Origin of the sequence: Burkholderia sp. Bp8986 (assembly GCF_003854225.1) — a bacterium.
GTDB lineage: Bacteria > Pseudomonadota > Gammaproteobacteria > Burkholderiales > Burkholderiaceae > Burkholderia.
Window position 1 is genome coordinate 44,141 of sequence record NZ_QTQM01000039.1, and the last position, 21,263, is coordinate 65,403.

At 67.3% G+C, this 21,263-nt stretch carries 19 protein-coding genes; 10 read left to right on the forward strand and 9 right to left on the reverse strand.

All coding sequences use genetic code 11. The features are described from left to right. Positions 1–131: 131 nt before the first annotated feature. From msuE to DID99_RS27775, 4 genes are all read left to right on the forward strand, one after another. Complete coding sequence (gene msuE, locus DID99_RS27760) at positions 132–692, forward strand: FMN reductase (RefSeq protein WP_124667916.1); 561 nt, start codon at positions 132–134, stop codon at positions 690–692. 35 nt (positions 693–727) lie between these two features. Further along, positions 728–1,831: a dimethylsulfone monooxygenase SfnG gene (sfnG, locus tag DID99_RS27765; protein ID WP_124667917.1), complete on the forward strand. Its 1,104-nt coding sequence runs from the start codon at positions 728–730 to the stop codon at positions 1,829–1,831. A gap of 189 nt (positions 1,832–2,020) precedes the next feature. Beyond that, complete coding sequence (locus tag DID99_RS27770) at positions 2,021–3,250, forward strand: SfnB family sulfur acquisition oxidoreductase (protein WP_124667918.1); 1,230 nt, start codon at positions 2,021–2,023, stop codon at positions 3,248–3,250. Between the two features lie 146 nt (positions 3,251–3,396). Continuing rightward, entirely contained in the window at positions 3,397–4,845 is a 1,449-nt protein-coding gene (locus tag DID99_RS27775; protein ID WP_124667919.1) for an APC family permease, read from the forward strand. 43 nt (positions 4,846–4,888) lie between these two features. On the opposite strand, the gene DID99_RS27780 is transcribed toward DID99_RS27775, so the two are convergent. Then, the gene (locus tag DID99_RS27780; RefSeq protein ID WP_124667920.1) at positions 4,889–5,536 is read right to left on the reverse strand and encodes a LysE family translocator; all 648 of its coding nucleotides are present in this window, start codon (positions 5,534–5,536) and stop codon (positions 4,889–4,891) included. Between the two features lie 106 nt (positions 5,537–5,642). Here DID99_RS27780 and DID99_RS27785 point away from each other — a divergent pair, with 106 nt between their 5' ends. Further along, positions 5,643–6,491: a LysR substrate-binding domain-containing protein gene (locus DID99_RS27785; protein ID WP_124530024.1), complete on the forward strand. Its 849-nt coding sequence runs from the start codon at positions 5,643–5,645 to the stop codon at positions 6,489–6,491. 24 nt (positions 6,492–6,515) lie between these two features. Here the strand turns inward: DID99_RS27785 and DID99_RS27790 are convergent, their stop codons facing one another. Next, positions 6,516–7,406, reverse strand: coding sequence for a LysR substrate-binding domain-containing protein (locus tag DID99_RS27790; RefSeq protein WP_124667921.1), 891 nt, complete (start codon positions 7,404–7,406; stop codon positions 6,516–6,518). A gap of 153 nt (positions 7,407–7,559) precedes the next feature. Here DID99_RS27790 and DID99_RS27795 point away from each other — a divergent pair, with 153 nt between their 5' ends. Continuing rightward, entirely contained in the window at positions 7,560–10,613 is a 3,054-nt protein-coding gene (locus tag DID99_RS27795) for an FAD-binding and (Fe-S)-binding domain-containing protein (RefSeq protein ID WP_124667922.1), read from the forward strand. A gap of 79 nt (positions 10,614–10,692) precedes the next feature. Here the strand turns inward: DID99_RS27795 and DID99_RS27800 are convergent, their stop codons facing one another. The 3 genes from DID99_RS27800 to DID99_RS27810 form a co-directional block, all read right to left on the reverse strand. Beyond that, complete coding sequence (locus tag DID99_RS27800; RefSeq protein WP_124489315.1) at positions 10,693–10,995, reverse strand: XRE family transcriptional regulator; 303 nt, start codon at positions 10,993–10,995, stop codon at positions 10,693–10,695. Positions 10,996–11,083: 88 nt separating this feature from the next. After that, positions 11,084–12,238, reverse strand: coding sequence for a branched-chain amino acid ABC transporter substrate-binding protein (locus DID99_RS27805; protein WP_124667923.1), 1,155 nt, complete (start codon positions 12,236–12,238; stop codon positions 11,084–11,086). 574 nt (positions 12,239–12,812) lie between these two features. Next, positions 12,813–13,718 carry a DMT family transporter gene (locus DID99_RS27810; protein ID WP_124667924.1) on the reverse strand — a complete coding sequence of 302 codons (906 nt, stop codon included), beginning with the start codon at positions 13,716–13,718 and terminating at the stop codon, positions 12,813–12,815. A 57-nt stretch (positions 13,719–13,775) separates the two neighbouring features. Here DID99_RS27810 and DID99_RS27815 point away from each other — a divergent pair, with 57 nt between their 5' ends. The 4 genes from DID99_RS27815 (at position 13,776) to DID99_RS27830 (ending at position 16,717) form a co-directional block, all read left to right on the forward strand. Beyond that, on the forward strand, positions 13,776–14,756 hold the full coding sequence (locus DID99_RS27815; RefSeq protein WP_124489312.1) for a LysR substrate-binding domain-containing protein: 981 nt from the start codon (positions 13,776–13,778) through the stop codon (positions 14,754–14,756). A 171-nt stretch (positions 14,757–14,927) separates the two neighbouring features. Continuing rightward, positions 14,928–15,587: a nitroreductase gene (locus tag DID99_RS27820; RefSeq protein ID WP_124667925.1), complete on the forward strand. Its 660-nt coding sequence runs from the start codon at positions 14,928–14,930 to the stop codon at positions 15,585–15,587. Between the two features lie 33 nt (positions 15,588–15,620). After that, positions 15,621–16,088 (forward strand): sodium:proline symporter, encoded by a 468-nt coding sequence (locus DID99_RS27825; RefSeq protein WP_124667926.1) that lies wholly within the window; start codon positions 15,621–15,623, stop codon positions 16,086–16,088. A 155-nt stretch (positions 16,089–16,243) separates the two neighbouring features. Beyond that, entirely contained in the window at positions 16,244–16,717 is a 474-nt protein-coding gene (locus DID99_RS27830) for a hypothetical protein (RefSeq protein ID WP_044848656.1), read from the forward strand. Between the two features lie 89 nt (positions 16,718–16,806). Here the strand turns inward: DID99_RS27830 and DID99_RS27835 are convergent, their stop codons facing one another. The 4 genes from DID99_RS27835 to DID99_RS27850 form a co-directional block, all read right to left on the reverse strand. Further along, entirely contained in the window at positions 16,807–17,196 is a 390-nt protein-coding gene (locus DID99_RS27835) for a carboxymuconolactone decarboxylase family protein (RefSeq protein WP_124489308.1), read from the reverse strand. Positions 17,197–17,211: 15 nt separating this feature from the next. Further along, entirely contained in the window at positions 17,212–18,624 is a 1,413-nt protein-coding gene (locus DID99_RS27840; protein ID WP_124489307.1) for a cytosine permease, read from the reverse strand. Positions 18,625–18,739: 115 nt separating this feature from the next. Beyond that, on the reverse strand, positions 18,740–20,209 hold the full coding sequence (locus DID99_RS27845) for an aldehyde dehydrogenase (RefSeq protein WP_124489306.1): 1,470 nt from the start codon (positions 20,207–20,209) through the stop codon (positions 18,740–18,742). Between the two features lie 12 nt (positions 20,210–20,221). Beyond that, positions 20,222–21,259, reverse strand: coding sequence for an LLM class flavin-dependent oxidoreductase (locus DID99_RS27850; RefSeq protein WP_124489305.1), 1,038 nt, complete (start codon positions 21,257–21,259; stop codon positions 20,222–20,224). Positions 21,260–21,263 lie beyond the last annotated feature (4 nt).

Sequence of the window (21,263 nt, forward strand, 5' to 3'; positions counted from 1 at the left end):
GGGCGCTCGAACGATATTTCGTCATGCAGAGGATCGACGCGATCGCGCCTGCGTCGACAATGGCATGCTCCTTGCAAACCCGACACGGTATCGGCGCGGCAACGCGCAGCTCGACAACGGGAACGCATGGCATGAGCAATACCCTCAACGTCGTCGCCATCTCGGGCGGCCTGCAGCGGCCGTCACGCACGCTGGCGCTGACGAACGCGATCGTCAGCGCGCTCGGCGATACCGTGCCGATCGACGCACGGTCGATCGAACTCGGCGAAATCGGCAGCCGGCTGGCCGGCGCGCTGAAGCGCGCGCAGGTACCGCCCGATCTCGACGCGCTGATCCGCGCGATCGAGACGGCCGATGCGCTCGTCGTCGCGAGCCCCGTGTATCGCGCGTCGTACACCGGCCTCTTCAAGCACCTGTTCGACCTCGTGCATCACGAGTCGCTAGTCGATGTGCCGGTGCTGCTCGCGGCCACTGGCGGCAGCGAGCGGCATGCGCTCGTGATCGACCATCAGCTGCGGCCGCTCTTCAGCTTCTTCCAGGCGCGCACGCTGCCGATCGGCGTGTATGCGGCCGAAAGCGATTTCGACCGCTACGAGATCGCGAACCCCGCACTGCGCGCACGCATCGCGCTCGCAGTCGAGCGTGCGGTGCCGCAGCTGCGTCCGCGCGCGCTTGCCGCCGCGGCCGCGTAGCCCGTCTCTCGTTTTCCATTGGATCAGGACTTCTCATGAGCATTCACGAATCTTCGGCCGACGGCGTCAAATTCGCATACTGGGTGCCGAACGTCAGCGGCGGCCTCGTCGTCAGCACGATCGAGCAGCGTACCGACTGGAGCCTCGAATACAACCAGAAACTCGCTCGCACGGCCGAAGCGGCCGGCTTCGACTACGCGTTGAGCCAGATCCGCTTCACGGCCGGCTACGGCGCCGAATACCAGCACGAGTCGGTGTCGTTCAGCCAGGCGCTGCTGCACGCGACGACGAAGCTCAAGGTGCTCGCGGCGATCCTGCCGGGGCCGTGGCATCCGGCCGTGGTCGCGAAGCAGCTTGCCACGATCGACCACATTTCGAACGGACGCATTGCGATCAACGTGGTGAGCGGCTGGTTCAAGGGCGAGTTCACCGCGATCGGCGAGCCGTGGCTCGAGCACGACGAACGCTATCGGCGCTCGAAGGAATTCATCCAGGCGCTCAAGGGCATCTGGACGCAGGACAATTTCACGTTCAAGGGCGACTTCTACCGCTTCAACGACTACACGCTGAGCCCGAAGCCCGTGCAGAAACCGCACCCGGAGATCTTCCAGGGCGGCAGCTCGCGCGCGGCGCGCGACAACGCGGCCAGCGTGTCGGACTGGTACTTCACGAACGGCAATACGCCGGAGAACCTGAAGGCGCAGATCGACGACATCCGCGCGAAGGCCGCTGCGAACAACCATCGCGTACGGATCGGCGTCAACGCGTTCGTGATTGCACGCGACACCGAGGAAGAGGCGAAGGCCGTGCTTGACGACATCATCCGGCACGCGCATGTCGAGGCAGTGAATGCGTTCGGCGATGCGGTGAAGGAGGCCGGCAAGGCGTCGCCGGAAGGCGAGGGCAACTGGGCGAAATCGACGTTCGAGGATCTCGTGCAGTACAACGACGGCTTCCGCACGAACCTGATCGGCACGCCACAACAGATCGCCGAGCGGATCGTCGCGCTGAAGGCGATCGGCGTCGATCTCGTGCTCGCCGGGTTCCTGCATTTCATCGAGGAAGTCGAGTACTTCGGCAAGCGCGTGCTGCCGCTTGTGCGCGAACTGGAAGCGCAGCGGCAGGCGGTTGCCGCGTGATGCGCGGCGCCTGCGCGCTGAAGTGCTGAGGCGCTGAGGCGCTGAGGCAGGCCGCGCACCGGGCGGGCGAACGGACGGCCTGCGATGAGCATCGCAGGTGAGGCGCCTGACGCTTCCCCTATCGAAACAGGCGGTCGACGGATGCCTGCGCGGCGTCGTCGATCCATGCAGATTTTTGCCGGAAACTTCATGTCCACGGAAATCATCGAAGAACACACGCGGCCGCAAGCAGACGCTGCGCCGGTTCCCGTCATCGGCTCCGATGGCGAAGCGCTCGACGTCGCGCATCAGGTCGCGGCGCGACTCGCCGAACATGCGGCGCTGCGCGATCGCGAACGGAAGCTGCCGTACGACGAAATCGAGTTGTTCTCGTCGAGCGGACTGTGGGGGATCACCGTGCCGCGCGAATACGGCGGCGCGGAAGTGTCGAACGTCACGCTCGCGGAAGTGATTGCGATCGTCTCGCAGGCGGACCCGTCGATCGGGCAGATTCCGCAGAATCACTACTGCCTGATCGAGGATATTCGTCTCGAAGGCAACGATGCGCAAAAACGCTTCTTCTTCGATCTCGTGCTGAAGGGCGCGCGCTACGGCAACGCGTTTTCGGAAGCGGGCGGCAAGAACGTGCTCGACATCCGGACGCGCGTGCGCCGCGACGGCGACGGATTCGTGCTGAACGGCCGCAAGTTCTACTCGACCGGTACGCTGTTCGCGCACTGGATTCCGGTGCTGGCCCTCGACGAGGCGGACCAGGCGGTACTTGCATTCGTGCGGCAGGGCGCGCCGGGGCTTACCGTGGTCGACGACTGGAGCGGCTTCGGCCAGCGCACCACCGCGAGCGGCACGGTGATCGCCGAGAACGTGCGCGTGAGCGCGTTCGAGATCTTTCACACGCAGCGTTCGTACGATCGCCCGACCTTCGCGGGCCCGTTCGCGCAGATCACGACGGCCGCGATCGATCTCGGCATCGCGCGTGCCGCGCTGCAGGACACGATCGCATTCGTGCAGCAGCATGCGCGGCCCTGGATCGACAGCGGCGTCGAACGCGCAAGCGAGGACCCGCTGACGATCGCGCAGATCGGCGATATCGCGTACCGCGTGCATGCGGCCGAAGCGCTGCTCGCGCGCGCGGGGCGCTTCGTCGACGTCGCGAAGCGCGAGCCTGACGAGGACACGGTCGCGCAGGCCGCGATCGCCGTCGGCGAGGCGAAGATCGCGACGACCGAGGTATCGCTGCTCGCGGCGAGCAAGCTGTTCGAACTGGGCGGCAGCAAGTCGACGCTCGCGAAATACAACTTCGACCGCCACTGGCGCAACGCGCGCGTGCATACGCTGCACGATCCCGTGCGCTGGAAATACCACGCGATCGGCAACTACTACCTCAACGGCGTGAAGCCCGCGCGCCATTCGTGGAACTGACGAACCCGCGCCGGCGTCGCTGCCGCGACGTCGTTCCGATGCGCGCCGCGGCGCATTTTCGTACGGGCGCACGCAGCGGCCCGCGTCGAGGCCATGCCACGGACGCGGCACACGCCGCGCCGCCCCAATCATGACAAGGTGAATCGATGAGCCATCCAGCCACACCCGCGCAGGCGCTGCCCGCGCCGAGCACCGCGCCGCAGGCAGGCGGCCTGCGGCGCAATTACCTGAGCCTGCCCGAGCTGATCGCGCAGTCGATCGGCCTCGTCGGCGTGTCGGGCGGGATCGGCGTGCTGATTCCCGCCGTGTTCGCGACGGCCGGCAACGGCACCTGGCTCGCGTACCTGTTCGCGATCGTCGCGCTGCTGTTCTCGTCGTGGAGCATCTCGGTGTTCGCGCGCGATTCGGCGTCGCCGGGCGCGCTGTATGCATACGTGTCGGCCGGCATCGGGCCGACCTGGGGCGCCATCTGCGGCTGGTCGCTGCTGATCGCCTATGCGGTGGCCGCGGCGGGCATCCTGCAGGGCACGATCAACACGTTTCTCGTGCTCGGCCGCGAAACGGGGCTGCTCGGCGGCGCCACGCCGCTCGGCACGGTGCTCGGCCTCACGGTCGTCACCGCGTTTGCCGCGTGGTACATCGCGTTTCGCGACATCCGGCTGTCCACGCGCTTCACGCTGTTCGTCGAGCTCGCGACGCTGCTGCTGATCGCCGCCGTCGTGATCGGAACGATCGCATTCGGCGGTCATCCCGTCGATCGCGCGCAGCTCACGCTCGAAGGCGTGAAGCCGACGCAGCTGCAGCTCGGGATGGTGCTGGCGTTCTTCAGCTTCACCGGGTTCGAGAGCGCGACCGTGCTCGGCGCCGAGGCGCGCGACCCGTTCCGCGCGATTCCGCGTGCGGTGCTGATCAGCGTGGTCGGGCCGGCGCTGCTGTTCGTGGTGGGCGCGTACGGGATGGTCGGCGCGTTCCACGGGCAGACGCCGCCGCTCGATCGCGTCGACGGGCCGCTCGCGGTGCTCGCGCATCGGCTGGGCGCCGGGTGGGTCGGGGTGCTGATTGACGCAGGGGTGGCGCTCAGTTTCTTCGCGGCGTTCTTCTCGTCGATCAACGCGGCGGCGCGCATCGTCTATACGTTCGGGCGGCAGGGCGTGCTGCATGCGTCGACCGGGCGCGCGCACGAGACGAACGCGACGCCGCACGTCGCGGTCGCGCTGATCGCGGTGCTCGCGCTGGCGACGGCGCTGGTGCTGACCGCACGCGGCACGGCGCTGCTCGATTCGTACGGCTATCTCAGCTCGATCGCCACCTACGGCTGGCTGCTCGCCTATGTGCTGGTCGCGATCGGCGCGCCGCTCTATCTGCGTCGGCAACGCAGGCTTCGCGCGCGGCACGTCGCGATCAGCGTCGTCGCGGTCGTGCTGCTCGCGATTCCGCTCGCCGGCAGCGTGTATCCGGTGCCGGACGGCGTCTATGCATGGCTGCCTTATGTGTTCGTCGCGTTGCTGGCGGTCGGGCTCGCGTGGTTCGTGGCGCTGCGCGTGCGGTTTCCGGAGCGGCTGCGCGACCTGGAGGCCGAATTGCTGACGAAGTGAACGCGCGGCGGCGCGATGTACCTCGGTACGTTCGTCGCAGCCGTCACGCCACAGCCGCCATGCTCGACGCCTCGACGAGCATCTGCACGCCGAGGCCGCCGAGCACCGCGCCCATCGCCCAGCGTTGCGCGAGCAGCAGCGCCGGCCGCCCGTGCAGGAACGTCGCGATGCGGCTCGAGCCGATCGCGACCAGTCCGTTCGCCGACACGAACGCCGCGATCAGCAATGAGCCGAGAAAGAGCGACTGGCCGAACACGCTGCCTTGCCGGTAATCGATGAACTGCGGCAGCAGCGACACGAACAGCATCGCGAGCTTCGGATTCAGCACGCTGGTCGTCGCGCCCATTGCGAGCAGCCGCAGCGGCTGCTCGTTCGGCAGCGTCTTCACCTCGAACGGTGAACGGCCGCCGGGCCGGACAGCCTGCCACGCGAGGTAGAGCAGATACGCGGCGCCCACCACGCCGAGCACGGTGCCCGCGTACGGCACGCTCAGGAACAGCGTCGTGATCCCGAACGCGGCGCCGAACATGTAGAACAGATAGCCCACCGTCACGCCGGCCAGCGAAATCAGCCCGGCGGTGCGCCCTTGCGCGATCGAGCGCGACATCACGTAGACCATGTTCGGCCCCGGCGTGATCGCGAGCATGCCGCCGATGACCAGGAATCCGTAGAGCGAGCCGGAGGTATGCATGGTTACAGCTTCCCGCGATGAATGTCGATGACGTCCATTGTCCGGCGTTGGAGGAGGACAGTAAAACGGGATAAACTGAATCGATTGATCAGATTTTCTGAATGACATGAAAAAGCTCGATCTCGATGTGCTGGCGATGGTGGTGGCCGTGACGGAGTCCGGCTCGTTCGCGCAGGGCGCGCAGGCGGTGCACCGGTCGCCGTCGGCGGTGAGCATGCAGATCAAGGCGCTGGAGGATGCACTCGGCAAGCCGCTGTTCATCCGCGACACGCGCAACGTCACGGCCACCGACGACGGCCGCATGCTCGCCGAATACGGCCGCCGGATGCTGGCGCTGCGCGACGAGGCGTGGGCGTCGGTCGTGCGGCCGGAGATCCGCGGGCGCGTGACGATCGGCGTGCCGGACGACTACATCTCGTCGCTGCTGCCGCAGGTGCTCGGCAAGTTCGCCGCGATGCATCCGCGCGTCGAAGTGCGCGTGATCGGCCAGCCGAGCAGCGCGCTGGTGCCGATGCTGAAGGACAACACCATCGATCTGGCCTGCCTCACGCGCATCAAGGGCGTGACCGGCGAGCTGGTGCGGCGCGAGCCGATCGTGTGGACCGGCTCGGCGAAACGCAACGTATGGGAAGAGCGGCCGCTGCCGGTCGCGCTCTTCACGCACGGCAGCATGGCGCGCGATCACGCGCTCAAGGCGCTGAACCGGCAGAAGATTCCGTTCCGGATGTCATACGAAAGCCCGAGCTTCCTCGGCTTGCTCAGCATGGTCGAGGCCGGCCTCGCGATCGCGCCGCTCGCGCGTTGCAGCATTCCCGCGCATCTCGTCCGGCTGTCGCAGAACGAAGGGCTGCCGCCGCTCGACGCGGTCGAGGTCGTGCTGGCGCGCAGCGCGCAATCGGCGCGCCCGCTGTGCGACTACCTCGCCGAACAGATTCTCGACGAATGGCGCGCGTGAGCGCGCCGCGCGGCTGCCTGCACGTCAGCACGATTTCAGCAGCCATTCCCGAAACGCGACCAGCGACGGCAGCGTGTCGTTTTCCGGCGGATACACGAGGTAGTAGCTGCGCTGGCTGGTGATCGCGTCGCCGATCGACACGAGCTCGTTGCGGCTCAGCTCGTCTTCCACCAGCACCTTCGGCACGAGGCCGATCCCCATTCCCGCCCGCACGGCCTGGATCAGGTGCGACGTCAGCTCGAAACTGGGACCGATGCGCATCTCGCGATGATCGAGCCCGAAATGCGAGAACCATTCGGCCCACGCGTGCTGATTGCTCGTCACGCCCAGCAGCGTCTGCCCGGCCGCCCATGCCGGCGCACGCGGAGCCGCCTTGCGGCGCGCGGCTGACTCGGGGCTCGCGATCGCGATCAGGAACTCGTTGTACAGCCGGTGCGCGTGCAGGCCGGGCCAGTCGCCCGCGCCGACGGTGATGGCCGCGTCGAGATCGTCGGTATGGAAGTCGATGCCGCCGATCCGCGAATGCAGGTGCACGGTCACGCCCGGATGCGCGGCATAGAAATCGTGCAGGTGCGGCAGCAGCCATTTCGAGCCGAAGGTCGGCAAGGTCGCGAGCCGCAGCGTGCCGGCGCCGGCCTGGTGCGACATCGCCTGCAGCGTCGCGCCGCGGATGCGCCCGAGCGCGCCGCTCAGCTCGACGAAGTAGCGCCGGCCGACTTCCGTCAGCTTCACGGAGCGGCCTTCACGCCGGAACAGCGGCACGCCGAGCTGATCCTCGAGCGTCTGGACCTGCCGGCTGATCGCGCTCTGGCTCAGCGACAGCTCGTCGGCCGCACGCGTGTAGCTTTCGTGGCGCGCGGCGGCCTCGAACACCAACAGCAGCGACATGGACGGGGTCAGGCGACGGTAATTCATGAGTTTTATGCAAGTTTTGCCGGGGGAGAATTCGTTTGTTTCTCGCGCTGATTCGCACGATACTGGATTTCCGGGCTGCGTGGAATCTTGCTCAAAACTCATGTTTTCGATCGAGGCCGCGCACCGGCTCCCTCCACATTGCGCTTTCATCCCATGCCGATCGCTCCGTTGCCCCGTCCCGCCAGCCCGCCCGAGGCTCGTTACCGCGACTTTCTCGCCGCCCTCCAGGCGGCCGGATTCGCCGGCGAAATCCGCGCGGACCATGCGAACCGGACCGTGCAGGCGACCGACAACTCGATCTACCAGCGCCTGCCGCAGGCGGTGATCTGTCCCGCGCATGCGGACGACGTGCGGCTGCTCGCGCGCCTGCTCGCCGAACCTGCGCACCGCGACGTCGCGGTGGCGGCGCGCGGCGGCGGCACGGGCACCAACGGGCAGTCGCTGACCGACGGCGTGGTCGTGGACCTGTCGCGCAACATGAACCGGATCCTGGAGATCAACGCCGGCGAGCGCTGGGTGCGCGTGCAGGCGGGCGTCGTCAAGGACCAGCTCAACGCCGCGCTGAAGCCGCATGGCCTGTTTTTCGCGCCCGAGCTGTCGACGTCGAACCGCGCGACGGTCGGCGGGATGATCAACACCGACGCGAGCGGGCAGGGCAGCTGCACGTACGGCAAGACACGCGACCACGTGCTCGCGCTCGACTTCGTGCTGATGGGCGGCGAGCAGCTGCACAGCGACGCGCTCGCGGACGACGAACTGGAACGCCGCTGCGCACGGCAGGACCGGGTCGGCAAGGTCTATCGCACCGCGCGCCGCATCAGCGACGAAAAGGCCGCGCTGATCGACGCGAAGTTTCCGAAGCTCAATCGCTGCCTGACCGGCTACGATCTCGCGCACCTGCGCGAACCGGACGGCCGCTTCAACCTGAACAGCGTGCTGTGCGGCGCCGAAGGCTCGCTCGGTTTCGTGGTCGAGGCGAAGCTGAACGTGCTGCCGATCCCGAAGTATTCGGTGCTGGTCAACGTGCGCTACGCCGGCTTCATGGACGCGCTGCGCGATGCGCGCGCGCTGCTCGAACTCAAGCCGTTGTCGATCGAGACGGTCGACTCGAAGGTGCTGATGCTCGCGATGAAGGACTTCGTGTGGAGCAGCGTGGCCGAGTATTTCCCGCAGGACGATGCGCGTCCGACGCTCGGCATCAACCTGATCGAATTCTGCGGCGACGACGCCGGCGACGTCGATGCGCGCGTGCGTGCGTTCGTCGAGCATTTGCGCACCGACACGAGCGTCGAGCGCCTCGGCCACACGGTCGCGACCGGCGACGACGCGGTGAAGCGCGTGTACGCGATGCGCAAGCGCGCGGTCGGCCTGCTCGGCAACGTGCAGGGCGAGGCGCGCCCGCAGCCGTTTGTCGAGGACACCGCGGTGCCGCCCGAGAATCTCGCCGCGTACATCGCCGAATTCCGCGCGCTGCTCGACGGCCACGGGTTGCAGTACGGGATGTTCGGCCACGTCGACGCGGGCGTGCTGCACGTGCGCCCGGCGCTCGACATGAAGGACCCGAAGCAGGCCGCGCTGGTGCGGCCGGTGTCGGACGCGGTGGCCGAACTCACGCAGCGGCATGGTGGCCTTCTATGGGGCGAGCACGGCAAGGGCGTGCGCTCCGAATATGCGCCGGCGTTCTTCGGCGAGCTGTATCCGTCGCTGCAGCAGCTGAAGGCCGCGTTCGATCCGCACAACCAGTTCAACCCGGGCAAGATCGCGACGCCGCCGGCGCGCACGCTGCGGCTCTTGAAGATCGACGAGGTGCCCACGCGCGGCGATCACGACCGGCAGATCGACGAGCGCGTGTGGCAGAGCTACGGCACGGCGATGCACTGCAACGGCAACGGCGCGTGCTACAACTTCGATCCGGACGATGCGATGTGCCCGTCGTGGAAGGCGACGCGTGAACGCGTGCAGTCGCCGAAGGGGCGCGCGTCGCTGATGCGCGAATGGTTGCGTCTGCAAGGACAGGCCGGCGTCGACGTCGTCGCGGCCGCGCGTGCGCGACAGCCGTTCCTGCGCGGTTTCGCGCAACGCTGGCGCAACAGCCGCGCGGCGCGCAACGGCGAAGCCGACTTTTCGCACGAGGTGTACGACGCGATGGCCGGCTGCCTCGCGTGCAAGTCGTGCGCGGGGCAGTGCCCGGTCAAGGTCAACGTGCCCGAGTTCCGCTCGCGCTTTCTCGAGCTGTATCACCAGCGCTACTTGCGGCCGCTGCGCGACTACCTGATCGGCTCGCTCGAATTCACGATGCCGTGGATGGCGCGCGTGCCCGCGCTGTACAACGGCCTGATGCGCGCCGGCTGGGTGCGCACGCTGCTCGAGCGGCACGTCGGCATGGTCGATAGTCCGCTCCTGAGCCGCTTCGACCTCGCGGCCGTGATCCGGCAATGGAAGGTGCGGCCGGCCGAGCCGCAGGCGCTCGCCGCGTTGAGCGATGCGCAGCGCGCACTCAGCGTCGTCATCGTGCAGGACACGTTCACGCGTTATTTCGACACCGAGCAACTGGCGACGCTGATCGAACTGGCCGCGCGTATCGGCTTCCAGGTGTGGCTCGCGCCGCTCGCGCCGAACGGCAAGGCGCTGCACGTGCAGGGCTTTCTTCGCGCGTTCGAGCAGGCGGCGATTCGCAACGCGACGCAACTGGCCGCGCTCGCGCGCTCGGGTGTCCCGCTCGTCGGCCTCGATCCGGCGATGACGCTCACGTATCGGCAGGAATACCTGAAGGTGACGGGGCTCGCCGACGTGCCGAAGGTCGCGCTGCCGCAGGAGTGGTTGCTGGATGCGATGCCGGAGGCCGGGGCGGGCGCGCACGGCGTATCGGCAGCGTACCGGCTGCTGCCGCATTGCACCGAGAAGACCAACGCGCCCGACAGCGGCAAGCAGTGGGCGCAGGTGTTCGCGCGTCGCGGGTTGCGCCTGGCGGTTCAGGCGGCAGGGTGCTGCGGGATGTCGGGGACCTACGGGCACGAGGCGCGCAACCTGCAGACGTCGCGCACGATCTATGCGCAATCGTGGGCCGCGCATGTCGATGCGCCCGAAGAGGAGGGTGAAGCGCTGGCGACCGGGTATTCGTGCCGCAGCCAGGTGAAGCGCATGTCCGCGCGGCAGGTGCGTCATCCGCTGCAGGCGCTGCTCGAGCACGTGCGTGCGGCGGCGTGACGGGCGGGCCGCGAGCGCGGCGCGGCAGCGCGCGTGACGGTGTCGAGCGGCACCGACGACCGCTACCGACCGCTGCGGCTCAGGAGCCGGCTTTCGCGGTCTTTCGCGTGCGCGGCTTGTCCGCGACCGGAAACGCGCCGACGCCGCGCGGCCGTTTCGGCTCGATGCCCGTCTTGCCGATCACGTGCCGGAAATCGATCTCGTGCGCGGCGAGCGCGCCGATGAGTGTCGCGATGACCGCGAGGTGGGAAGGGACGGTGCCCTTGCTCGAATAGTTCGTGATGGAACTTTCGTTCATCCGGATCAGCCGGGCGAACTCGCGCGCCGTCAACTGCGCTTTCTTCAACTCCTGTTGAAATTCCGCGTACGCCATTGCACACATGTCGCCTCGTCTCCGCAAAACTTGAATCGGCCCCGCGCGACGCCGGCGCAAACGGGTGGCGTTCCCGTCGTGCCGGCGTCGCGAGGCGTTACATCTTCACCTGGTCGAGGAAGGTCTTCTTGCCGCTCTTGTAGCCGTAGATCGAGATGATCCCGTGCGTCAGGTCGCCCTTCGCGTCGAACGTCGTCGTGCCGATCACGCCTTCATATTTCGTCGACGGCATCGCGGCGAGGATCTTCGCCGGGTCCGTCGAGTTCGCGCGCTTCATCGCGTCGACCGCGATGTAGACCGCGTCGTACGCGAACGGCGCATCGAACTTGATGCCCTGGTTGAAGCGCTTCTGGTACTTGGCGAGGAACGCCGCGCCGCCCGGCATCTTCTCGAGCGCCGCGCCCGCCTGCGAGCACAGCACGTTGTCGGCGGCCGGGCCGGCCAGCTGGGCGAGCGAGTCGGTGCACACGCCGTCGCCGGACAGGATCTTCGCGCGCAGGCCGAGCTGCTTCGCCTGCTTCGCGAGCGGGCCGCCGGTGGCGTCCATGCCGCCGTACATGATCGCGTCCGGGTTCTCGCCCTTGACCTTGGTGAGAATCGCGCGGAAGTCGACGGCCTTGTCGTTGGTCGCGTCGTGCGACAGCACCTTCAGGCCGAGTGCCTTCGCCTTCTTCTCGAATTCGTTCGCGAGGCCCTGGCCGTATGCGGTCGAATCGTCGATCACCGCGACGCTCTTCACGCCCTTCGACTGCGCGTAGCTCGCGAGTGCCGGACCTTGCTGCGCGTCGGTCGCGACCACGCGATACGTGGTCTTGAAGCCCTGCAGCGTGTAGGTCGGGTTCGTGGCGGACGGCGAGATCTGCACGATGCCCGCGTCGCTGTAGATCTTCGACGCCGGGATCGACGTGCCCGAGTTCAGGTGGCCGATGACGGCGACGACCTTGTCGTCGACGAGCTTCTGCGCGACCTGCGTGGCCTGGCGCGGGTCGGCCGCGTCATCCTGCGCGTCGAGCTGCAGCGTGATCTTCTGGCCGCTGATCGTCAGGCCCTTCGCATTGATTTCTTCCACCGCGAGGCGCGCACCGTTCTCGTTGTCCTTGCCGAGGTGCGAAATGCCGCCCGTCGTCGGTTCGACGCTGCCGATCTTCACGACCTGGTCGGCCATCGCGCCCGACGCGGCCGCAAATGCGGCGGCGGCCAGTGCGACGGTGATCAGGGGTTTGCAGCGCATGCCGACAGTGCTTCGTTCCATCTGCCATCTCCGTTGATTGATATTTCTGGTGCCGTCCGGTTTGCCGCGCGCCCTTGTGAGGCGGTCGGTGTGCCGGACGAATCTCCGTGACCCGTGACGGGCCCGGCTTGCATGTCGCCCGGGGCTCGCACGAGCGAGCGGGCGATTGCGTCCGGCGACACGCAATTCGTATGAATATATCCGAACGCGCTTGCGCCCGCTTCCGCGAATTGCCCGGCCTTGCGCAAATGTGATGCGATGGCGCAGCCGTTTCGCGATGCGTCGCGCAGGTGTGAGCGTCTTGCGCCGTCGATTGCTTCGATTATTCGATCGGGCCGATTCCGATGACCATGGACAGCGCGACGCAATCAATCCGGCACTGTTCGGTCGATTCGTCTGCACAGTTTCATCGCCGTGGCGCTGCTCGAGATGCCGCCACCCGCTTGTTGCAACTAACGGTCGAGCCCGGCGGCGTCGACGAATCGCGGCGGGTCGACCGGCGCAGCGTGCGCGTCCTGCTTTGCAGATGACGAGGCCGGTTCGGCCCACTGCCGGCTCGTCCGGCCCGCCGTTGCCGTCCGGCGCGGCCGCATGCCTACGTCCGTCCGCGCAAGGCCACGAATATCACGCCGGCAATCGCCAGCAGGCCGCCGCACAACGTTTCGATGCCGGGCCGCTCGCCTGTCAGCGCCATCGACAACACCGTCGCGACGGCCGGTGTCAGGTACAGGAAATTGGCGGCGCGCGCCGCGCCGAAGTAGCCGAGCGCGAAGGTCCAGGTCGCGTAACCCAGCGCGGCGGGAAAGATGCCGAGCACCAGGACGGCGAGTGCCGTGTCGCGTGACGCGCCGCCGCCGCCGAGCGATGCGAGCGCGCCGGGCAACCAGGGCGTGAGCAGCAGCGCACCGGCCAGCAGCGTATACGCGGTGCAGGGCAGCGCGCCGTAGACGGGAATCAGCCGCCGCTGCAGCACGAAATAGCTGGCCGAACACAATGCCGCGCCGAGGATCAGCGTGCTGCCGGAGCCGAGCACGAGGCCGCCGGGCTGGCCGTGCGCGATCACGGCGATGCCGGCCAGGCTGACCAGCGAACCGAGCCATCCGCGGCGATTGAAGCGTTCGCGCAGAAACACCGCCGCCAGCAGCGCCGTGAAGATCGGCAGCGTGTTCACGATGAAGCTCGCCGCGCCGGCCGACACGGTCTGCTCGCCGGTATTGAGCAGCGCGTTGTAGAGTGCGATGCCGAGCAGGCCGCAGACGAGAAAGCGCAACGCGTCGCGTCTGGCCGGCATGCGAGGCCGCCGCCATGCGAGCCATGCGATCGCGAGCACCGCCGCGGTCGCGAAGCGCGCGGCCGCGAGTTGCAGCGGGGCCAGCCCGTGCAGGCCGATCCGGATGAACGGGAAGGCGGAGGCCCACGAGACGATCGTGAACGCCACCGCGCCGGCCGCGACGAGCGGCAGTCGCGCGCTGCGCGACGAGGGGGAGGAAAGCGTGTTCATGCGGCAATGGTGTGGCGACGCGAGATGTTAAGCTAGCGCACAGATCAACCAGCGGGTATGAATATGGCTCACAGCTCGGTGCGACGCCGGGCCGATGGCCCGGCGCGCACGCAGCAGCATGCGGCGGACGCGCTGCCGTCGGTCGCGCCGGCACCCGGCCCGCGGCCGCCGCTGGCCAGCCTGGAAACCGTCTGTGCGGTGGCGCGGCTGGGCTCGTTCCTGGCGGCCGCCGACGCGTCCGGCGTCACGCACGGCGCGATCAGCCGGCGCGTGGCGGCCGTCGAGAACTGGCTTGGCATGGCGTTGTTCGAACGTCATGCGCGCGGCGTGCGGCTGACGCCGGACGGCCAGCGTTTCGTCGGCCGGATCGAACAGGCGTTCGCGATCATCGACGGCGCGGCCGACCAGTGGCGCTCGCCGCGTACGCCGCGACTGGTCAGGATGAGCGTGGTGCCGGCATTCGCGCAGCTCTGGCTGCTCGAGCGCCAGCACGCGCTCGAGAGCGAGGCGCCCGCGTTGCGCATCGAGCTCGGCATCGAACTTCGCAATGTGGACATCGCCGCCGGCGAAGCGGATCTGTCGATCCGGTACGGGCGCGGCAACTGGCGTCAGCTCGAAACCAGCGCGTTCATGCCGGAGACGCTCCATCCGGTCGCGCATCCGCGGCTCGCCGCGCAGCTGGCCGCGCGGCGCCGTCGCAACGACGCCGCCGCGCTGCTCGAGATGCCGCTGCTGCACGACTCCGACGTGACCGGCTGGCGCACCTGGTTCGACGCGCTCGGCATACCGTTCAAGCCGCGCGCGCAGGATCGCCGTTTCGAGGACTACAACCTGGTGCTCGCGGCGGCCGAGGCGGGGCTCGGCGTGGCGCTGGCGCGAACGCCGCTCGCGGATGCGTATCTCAGGCGCAGCGCGCTCGTCCGCGTGAGCCGGCATGAGGTCGAGTCGCCGCTCAGGTATCACTTCGTGCATGCGAAGGGCGAGAATCGTCCGGAGGTGCTCGCGCTGATGGAGCGGATGCGGGCCGCGCTGGGATAGGCGGCACGGGCGTCGAGGTGTGCGACGCAGGCGACGCAGGCGGCGCGGACGGCGCCGCCGCTCGACCCGGGCTACCAGATCGTCGACAATGCGACCGCGGAAAATTGCGGGACCCGACAGATTAACGAGAATCGAGCGTGTTGAACCGTTCGAATGCAGAGGGAATGAGGAATGAATAGACCAGACAAGTCGTCGAAAGCGCGTGCGGCGCTCGACCAGCTGTTTTCGGGCATGGCGCCCGCGGACGCGCAGCAGCGCGCGTCGCGCCCGGGCAACCCGTTCGAAGCGGCAGGCGACCCCGCCGGCGCCGACGGCCGCGTCGAAGTCACGTTGTCGACGAGAATCCAGTTGCGCGGATACCCGGGCGCGGATGCGTTCATGAAGCGCATGGCCGAAGCCTGGGGCCTCACGTGGGGCCCGTACGACGCCGTGCGGGCGACGGCGACGCTGCCGGCCGGCTGGCGCTCGCGCCGGCTGCCGGAAGTCACGCAGATCGTCGACGAACGCGACGTGCTGCGCGCGGAAAGCAGCCTGCAGGGCGGCGAGATGTCGTATCTGAAAGTGCATCCGCGCTATTACATCGATGCGCGCAAGGGGGTCGGCTGGCGCAAGTCGTCGAAGGCGTCCGACGACCCGGATCTCGACGGCCCCGACTGGAACTGCTACGTGATGGATCGGGAAAAATCCGCCGAGGTGCACGAGCTGACGACGTCGTCGTCGAAGGCCGATCTGGACAACGCGCGTGCGACGTTGCTGAAGTGGCTCGACGAGCACTACCCGAAGCATCGTGATCCGTTCGCATACTGGACGGATTGCGAACGTCCGCTGTAAGTCCGCACGGCGCGCGGCCATCGCGGAGCACCATTGAAACAGGACGGTCCGGTCCCGATTCTCTGGGCAGCGTTCGGCGCGGCGGTCGGCTCGACCGTCATCGAGCTGCTGCTCTGGCCGATTGCCGGAGAAGACCCCTTTCACAACCTGCTGCGCGACGCGCGCCTGACGGCCGCCCTCGTGATGGGGCGAGCCGTGCTCGGCGCGTCCCCGGGCTTCGATCCGACGATCATGGGCGTGGCGACGCTGGTGCATGCCGCGTTGTCGCTTGCCTATACGGCCGTGCTGGCGAGGATGGTGCGCAACCTGTCGCCCGGCGCCGCGCTGGTGGCGGGCGGCGCGTTCGGACTGGTGCTCTACGGTATCAACCTGCACGCGTTCACCGCGATCTTCCCGTGGTTCGTTCCGGTGCGCGGCGCGATCACGCTGATCGCCCATGTGGTCTTCGGCGTGATGGCGGCGGGCGTCTACTGCATCGTCCGGCGTTCGGCGCGCGCATGATCGTCGGCGGTTCGTGCATCACGCATGCGTATCCCGACCCCAGGAATAATCGGCCATGCCACATCGTCTAATGGTCGGGTGACCCTATACGAAGCCGCGCGTCGTCCGTGACGCCAAGGCTCGGGTGGTCGGGGGCAACAATGCAGGAGCCGATCATGTGCAACTTGTTTCGGGTCGGGATGGGCGTCGTCTGTCTCGGCTGCTCCATGTGCGTGCTTGCGCAAACCTATGACGACTCGCCGGACGAAGGCGCCCGCTGCCGTGCGGTCGTCATGCAAGCGGAAATCGACGGCACGGAACAGCAGATCGTCGGGCGCGCGTGCCGGCAAGGCGACGGCACCTGGCAGATGATGCAGAGCACGGACGGCAGCATCGTGTGGTATCCGGATACCGCCTATCCGTACGCCGACCCGTGGTACTGGGGACCGGCGGTGTTCGTCGGCACGGGCGTCAGCTTCGTCTTCATCGACCGTTTCCATCATCGCCATCACTTCGACCACTTCGGTCACGTCGGCCACTTCGACGGGGGCATGCGTGGTCGTGTCGGTGCTCCGATGGGCACCGGCTTTCACCGTGGCCCGGTGTTCGTCGGCGGTGAGCACGGGTTCGGGGGAATGAGGCGGCATTGAGCCGGCGTACATGGCGCGGCGGACGCCCACCGCAGTGTGCGTGCGCCGCGTCGTTGCGATCTCGCATTACGCGCGCGCGAGCGGCTCGCTTACTTCAACGCCCCTTCGGCCACCAGCACTTCATGTGCAGCCTTGAACGCGCCGAGCCCGTGCGGGATCCCGGAATACGCGGTGGCATGCAGCAGCGTCGCCTTGATTTCATCGACGCTCACGCCGTTGTTGAGCGCGCCTTTCACGTGCAGCTTGAGCTCGTTCGTATGACCGGCGGCGGTCAGCATCGCGAGATTGAGCAGGCTGCGCGTCTTGCGGTCGAGTGTTTCATCGCCCCATGCCCAGCCCCACGCCCATGCCGTGGTTGCGCGCTGGAACGCCATCATGAAGGCGTCGGCCTTTTCCATCGACGCATCGACATATTCCGGGCCGAGCACTTCCCGGCGGATCGGCAAGCCCTTCTGAAACAGCGCATCATCTTCGTTCATGATCGATTTCCCCGGTTATTCCAAAGCCCCGGCGCCCGCCGGGCACCGTCCGCGCGAACGCGAACCGTCCTTCGACGCGAACAGGTAGCAGACCGTCGCGGTGACGACGAGGCCCACCATCCACGATACGTCGGCGCCGCCGAGAACCGATGCCCACGCGCCGTGGAAGAAGCTCTCCTCCATGAACGGCACCTGGACCGCAATCCCGAACGCGTAGATCGCGATGGCCCTGACGTTGAACGCCCCGTACACGCCACCGCTGCTGCTGATGATTTCCGTGACCCGGTAGCGGCGGTTGTTGACCAGGTAGAAGTCGATCAGGTTGATCGCGATCCACGGTGCCAGCACGATGCGCAGCGCGAAGATCGCGTTGAGGAAGATCGAGATGAAGTTGCTCGACGCCCACAGTGCAGCCGCGGTCGACGCCACCAGCAGGACCGCCGACACGACGACGCGCACGTTGCGGCCGGGCACCCAGTGCGGCCGGAACGTCTGCGCGGCGGTGATGAACGACAGCACCGCGCCATACAGGTTCATCCCGTTGTGGCCGATGATGTTGACCAGAAACAGGAAGATCAGCACGTAGCCGAACGCGCCGGTCTGCTCGCGGATCGCCTGCATCGCGTCCGTCGAATGCCCGGTGCTGACGGCGAGCACGCCGAACAGGAATGCGAAGATCGTCCCCAGTGACGTGCCGAGGTACGTGTACGCAAAGGTCTTTCCGAATCCGGCGGAAGCCGGCAGATAGCGCGAATAGTCGGACGTATAGGGCGCGAAGCTGATCTGCCAGACCGCACACAAGCCGAACATCGCGAACCAGTTGGCGAGATCGAAATGACCCTGCTGGAACATCCGCGCATCGAGGCCCGGCACCATCAGCGCGATGCCGATCAGCAGTGCGCCACCCATGAACCACGCGCCGATCTTGTTGAAGCGATGAATGAAGTGGCAGCCGATCACACCGACCAGCGTCGCGAGCACCGCGCCGATGACGGTTGCGATCGGCACCGGCACTGCGGGCGCCGCCGTGTGGAGCGTCTTGCCCGCGAGAATGATGTTCGACACGAAGAAGCCGAGATAGATCAGCGTGGTGAAGCACACGACCAGCAGCGATCCGTAGCGGCCGAATTGCGCGCGGCTCTGGATCATCTGCGGCGCGCCGACCAGTGGCCCCTGCGCGGAAGTGAGCGCATGAAAGATCGCGCCGAAGAACTGCCCGGCCGCGATCGCGACAATCGCGCTCATGAGGTCGAGGTGGAACACCAGTACCGACGTCGCACCGGAAATCACGGCCAGCGGGGCGACGTTCGTGCAGAACCACAGGGTGAAGAGGTCGGCCGGCTTGCCGTGCCGCGCCTCCGGCGGAACATATTCGATCGAGTTGCTTTCGATGGCGAGAACGCTGCCGTCGCTTTCCTGCTTTGTCATGCTGTCTCCATCTTTATTGCCGGGGCCATGCGTCGCCGCATGCGCCTGATGACGCGCGCGGCGCGGCATGGCCCTTGCGGCCTTGAGTCGATACTGCCGGCGAAAGCGTAGCCGCTCAGCGCATCACGAACGGGTCGCCGATCGGATCGTCCGACGTGCGCAGCCACACGGACTTCGTGGTCGTGTATTCGAGCGCGGCGCTCAGGCCGCCTTCACGTCCATGCCCGGACAGCCCGAAGCCGCCGAACGGCACGAGCGGCGACACGGCCCGATAGGTGTTGATCCACACGATGCCGGAGCGCACGCGCTTCGACACGCGGTGCGCACGCGTCAGGTTGGTCGTGAAGATGCCGGCCGCGAGGCCGTAGGCGGTGCCGTTTGCCTTCTCGATCGCTTCCTGTTCGGATTCGAACGTGTCGACCGACAACACCGGGCCGAACAATTCGGTCGTGATGCTGTCGGCTTGCGCAACGCCGGTGCAGTCGAGGATCGTCGGTGCGTAGTAATACCCGTCGCGCTCCAGCCTCTTTCCGCCTGCGAGCACCTTGGCACCCTGGCGCGCCGAGTTCTCGACGACCGTCTCGATGTTGCGAAGCTGCCGTTCCGTACACAGCGGGCCGTACTCGGTTTCCCGCTCGTTGGGTGAACCCACGCGAATCCGCGACACACGCTCGACCAGCAGCGCAAGGAACTGCTCCTTGACGGAAGCCTCGATCAGCAGGCGCGACCCCGCGACGCAACTCTGGCCGCTCGCCGCGAAGATCGCGGCGACCTGCGCATTCACCGCGCTCTGGATATCGGTATCGGCGAACACGATGAACGGCGACTTGCCGCCGAGTTCGAGCGACACCTTCGCGAGGTTGTTGGCCGTGTTTCGCACGATGTGGCGCGCGGTCTCGGGGCCGCCGGTGAACGCGACCTTGTCCACGCCCGGGTGGCTGCTCAGCACCGCGCCGCATTCCGGGCCGAAGCCGGTAATGACGTTGACGACGCCCGGCGGGAATCCTGCCTCGTGCACGATGCGCGCGAACTCGAGCAACGGTCCCGGTGCTTCCTCGGACGCCTTCAGCACCACCGTGCAGCCGGCCGCGAGCGCCGGGCCGATCTTCACCGCGGACAGGAACAGCTGGCTGTTCCAGGGCACGATCGCGGCGACCACGCCGACCGGCTGCCGCTCGAGCCACACCTGCATGTCCGGCTTGTCGACGGGGATGCTGCTGCCTTCGAGCTTGTCGGCGATGCCCGCGTAGTAGCGGTAATACTCGGCGACGTACGCGATCTGGCTCGACGTTTCCCGGATGATCTTGCCGGTGTCGTTCGTTTCGATTTCGGCGAGCCGCGGTGCAGCTTTTTCGACCAGATCGGCGAGCCTGTACAGCAGCTTGCCGCGCGCGGACGCGGAAAGCCCCGCCCAGGCGGGATCGGTCAGCGCGCGACCGGCCGCCGCTACCGCGCGGTTCACCTCGTCGGTGCGGGCTTCCGGCATCTGCGCCCACACGGCGCCGGTCGCCGGATTGATGCTGCCGAACGTGGCGACACCGGGCCCGAACTGCCCGTCGATATACAGCTGAAATTGCACATTCATGGCATCGCCCCCTTACTGGAACGCCGGCATCACGTCGCGGATCATCCGCTCGAGCGACGCCTTCTTGCGCTCGAAGCTCATGCCGGTATCGATCCAGAACGAGTACTCGTCGAAGCCGAGCTCTTCATAGGCCTTCAGGCGCCCGATCACTTCCGCGGGCGTGCCGATCACGTTGTTCTTGCGCATCGCTTCCGGCGTGTAGAAGGGGTGCGCCGCGATTTCGTCGCGGCTCAGCGGCTTGATCATCCCGCGGCTGACCGGACGCTCGTTCTTGAACCACGCGCCGAAGTAGTTGTAGAACACGTTGACTTCGTCGGCGGCCAGCTGTGCGTCGTCCTCGCTGCTTGCCACATAGGTGTGACGCAGCAGCATGATCTGCGGGCGCGGCACGTCGCTGAACTTCGCGCACGCGGCGTTGAAGTGGCCGACGAGCTTCTCGACTTCCTCGTCACCGAGGTGCAGCGGCGTGACCTGCACGTTGCAGCCGTTGGCCACCGCGAACTCGTGGCTGTTCGGATCGCGCGCGGCCACCCAGATCGGTGGATGCGGCTGCTGCAGCGGCAGCGGTGACGACGTCGTCGACGGGAATTGCCAGAACTCGCCGCCGTGCGCGTAATCGCCTTCCCACAGCTTCTTTACGGCCGGAATGAGTTCGCGCAAGCGCTGGCCTGCGCCCCACGCGTCGAGGCCCGGCATCAGGCGCTCGTATTCGAACGAGTACGCGCCGCGCGCGATCCCGAGCTCCAGGCGGCCGCCCGTGATGATGTCCGTCATCGCGGCTTCGCCGGCGAGCTTGATCGGATGCCAGAACGGCGCGACGACCGTGCCCGTGCCGAGCCGCACGCGCTTCGTCTTGTTCGCTAGGTCGACGAGGTTGATGAACGGGTTCGGCGCGATCGTGAAGTCCATGCCGTGGTGCTCGCCGGTCCAGACGGCATGCATGCCGCCGCGGTCGGCGATCTGGCACAGCTCGACCATCTCGTCGTACAGCTGCTTTTGGCTGGTCTGGTCGGAGACGCGCTCCATGTGGACGAAAAGCGAAAAACGCATGATG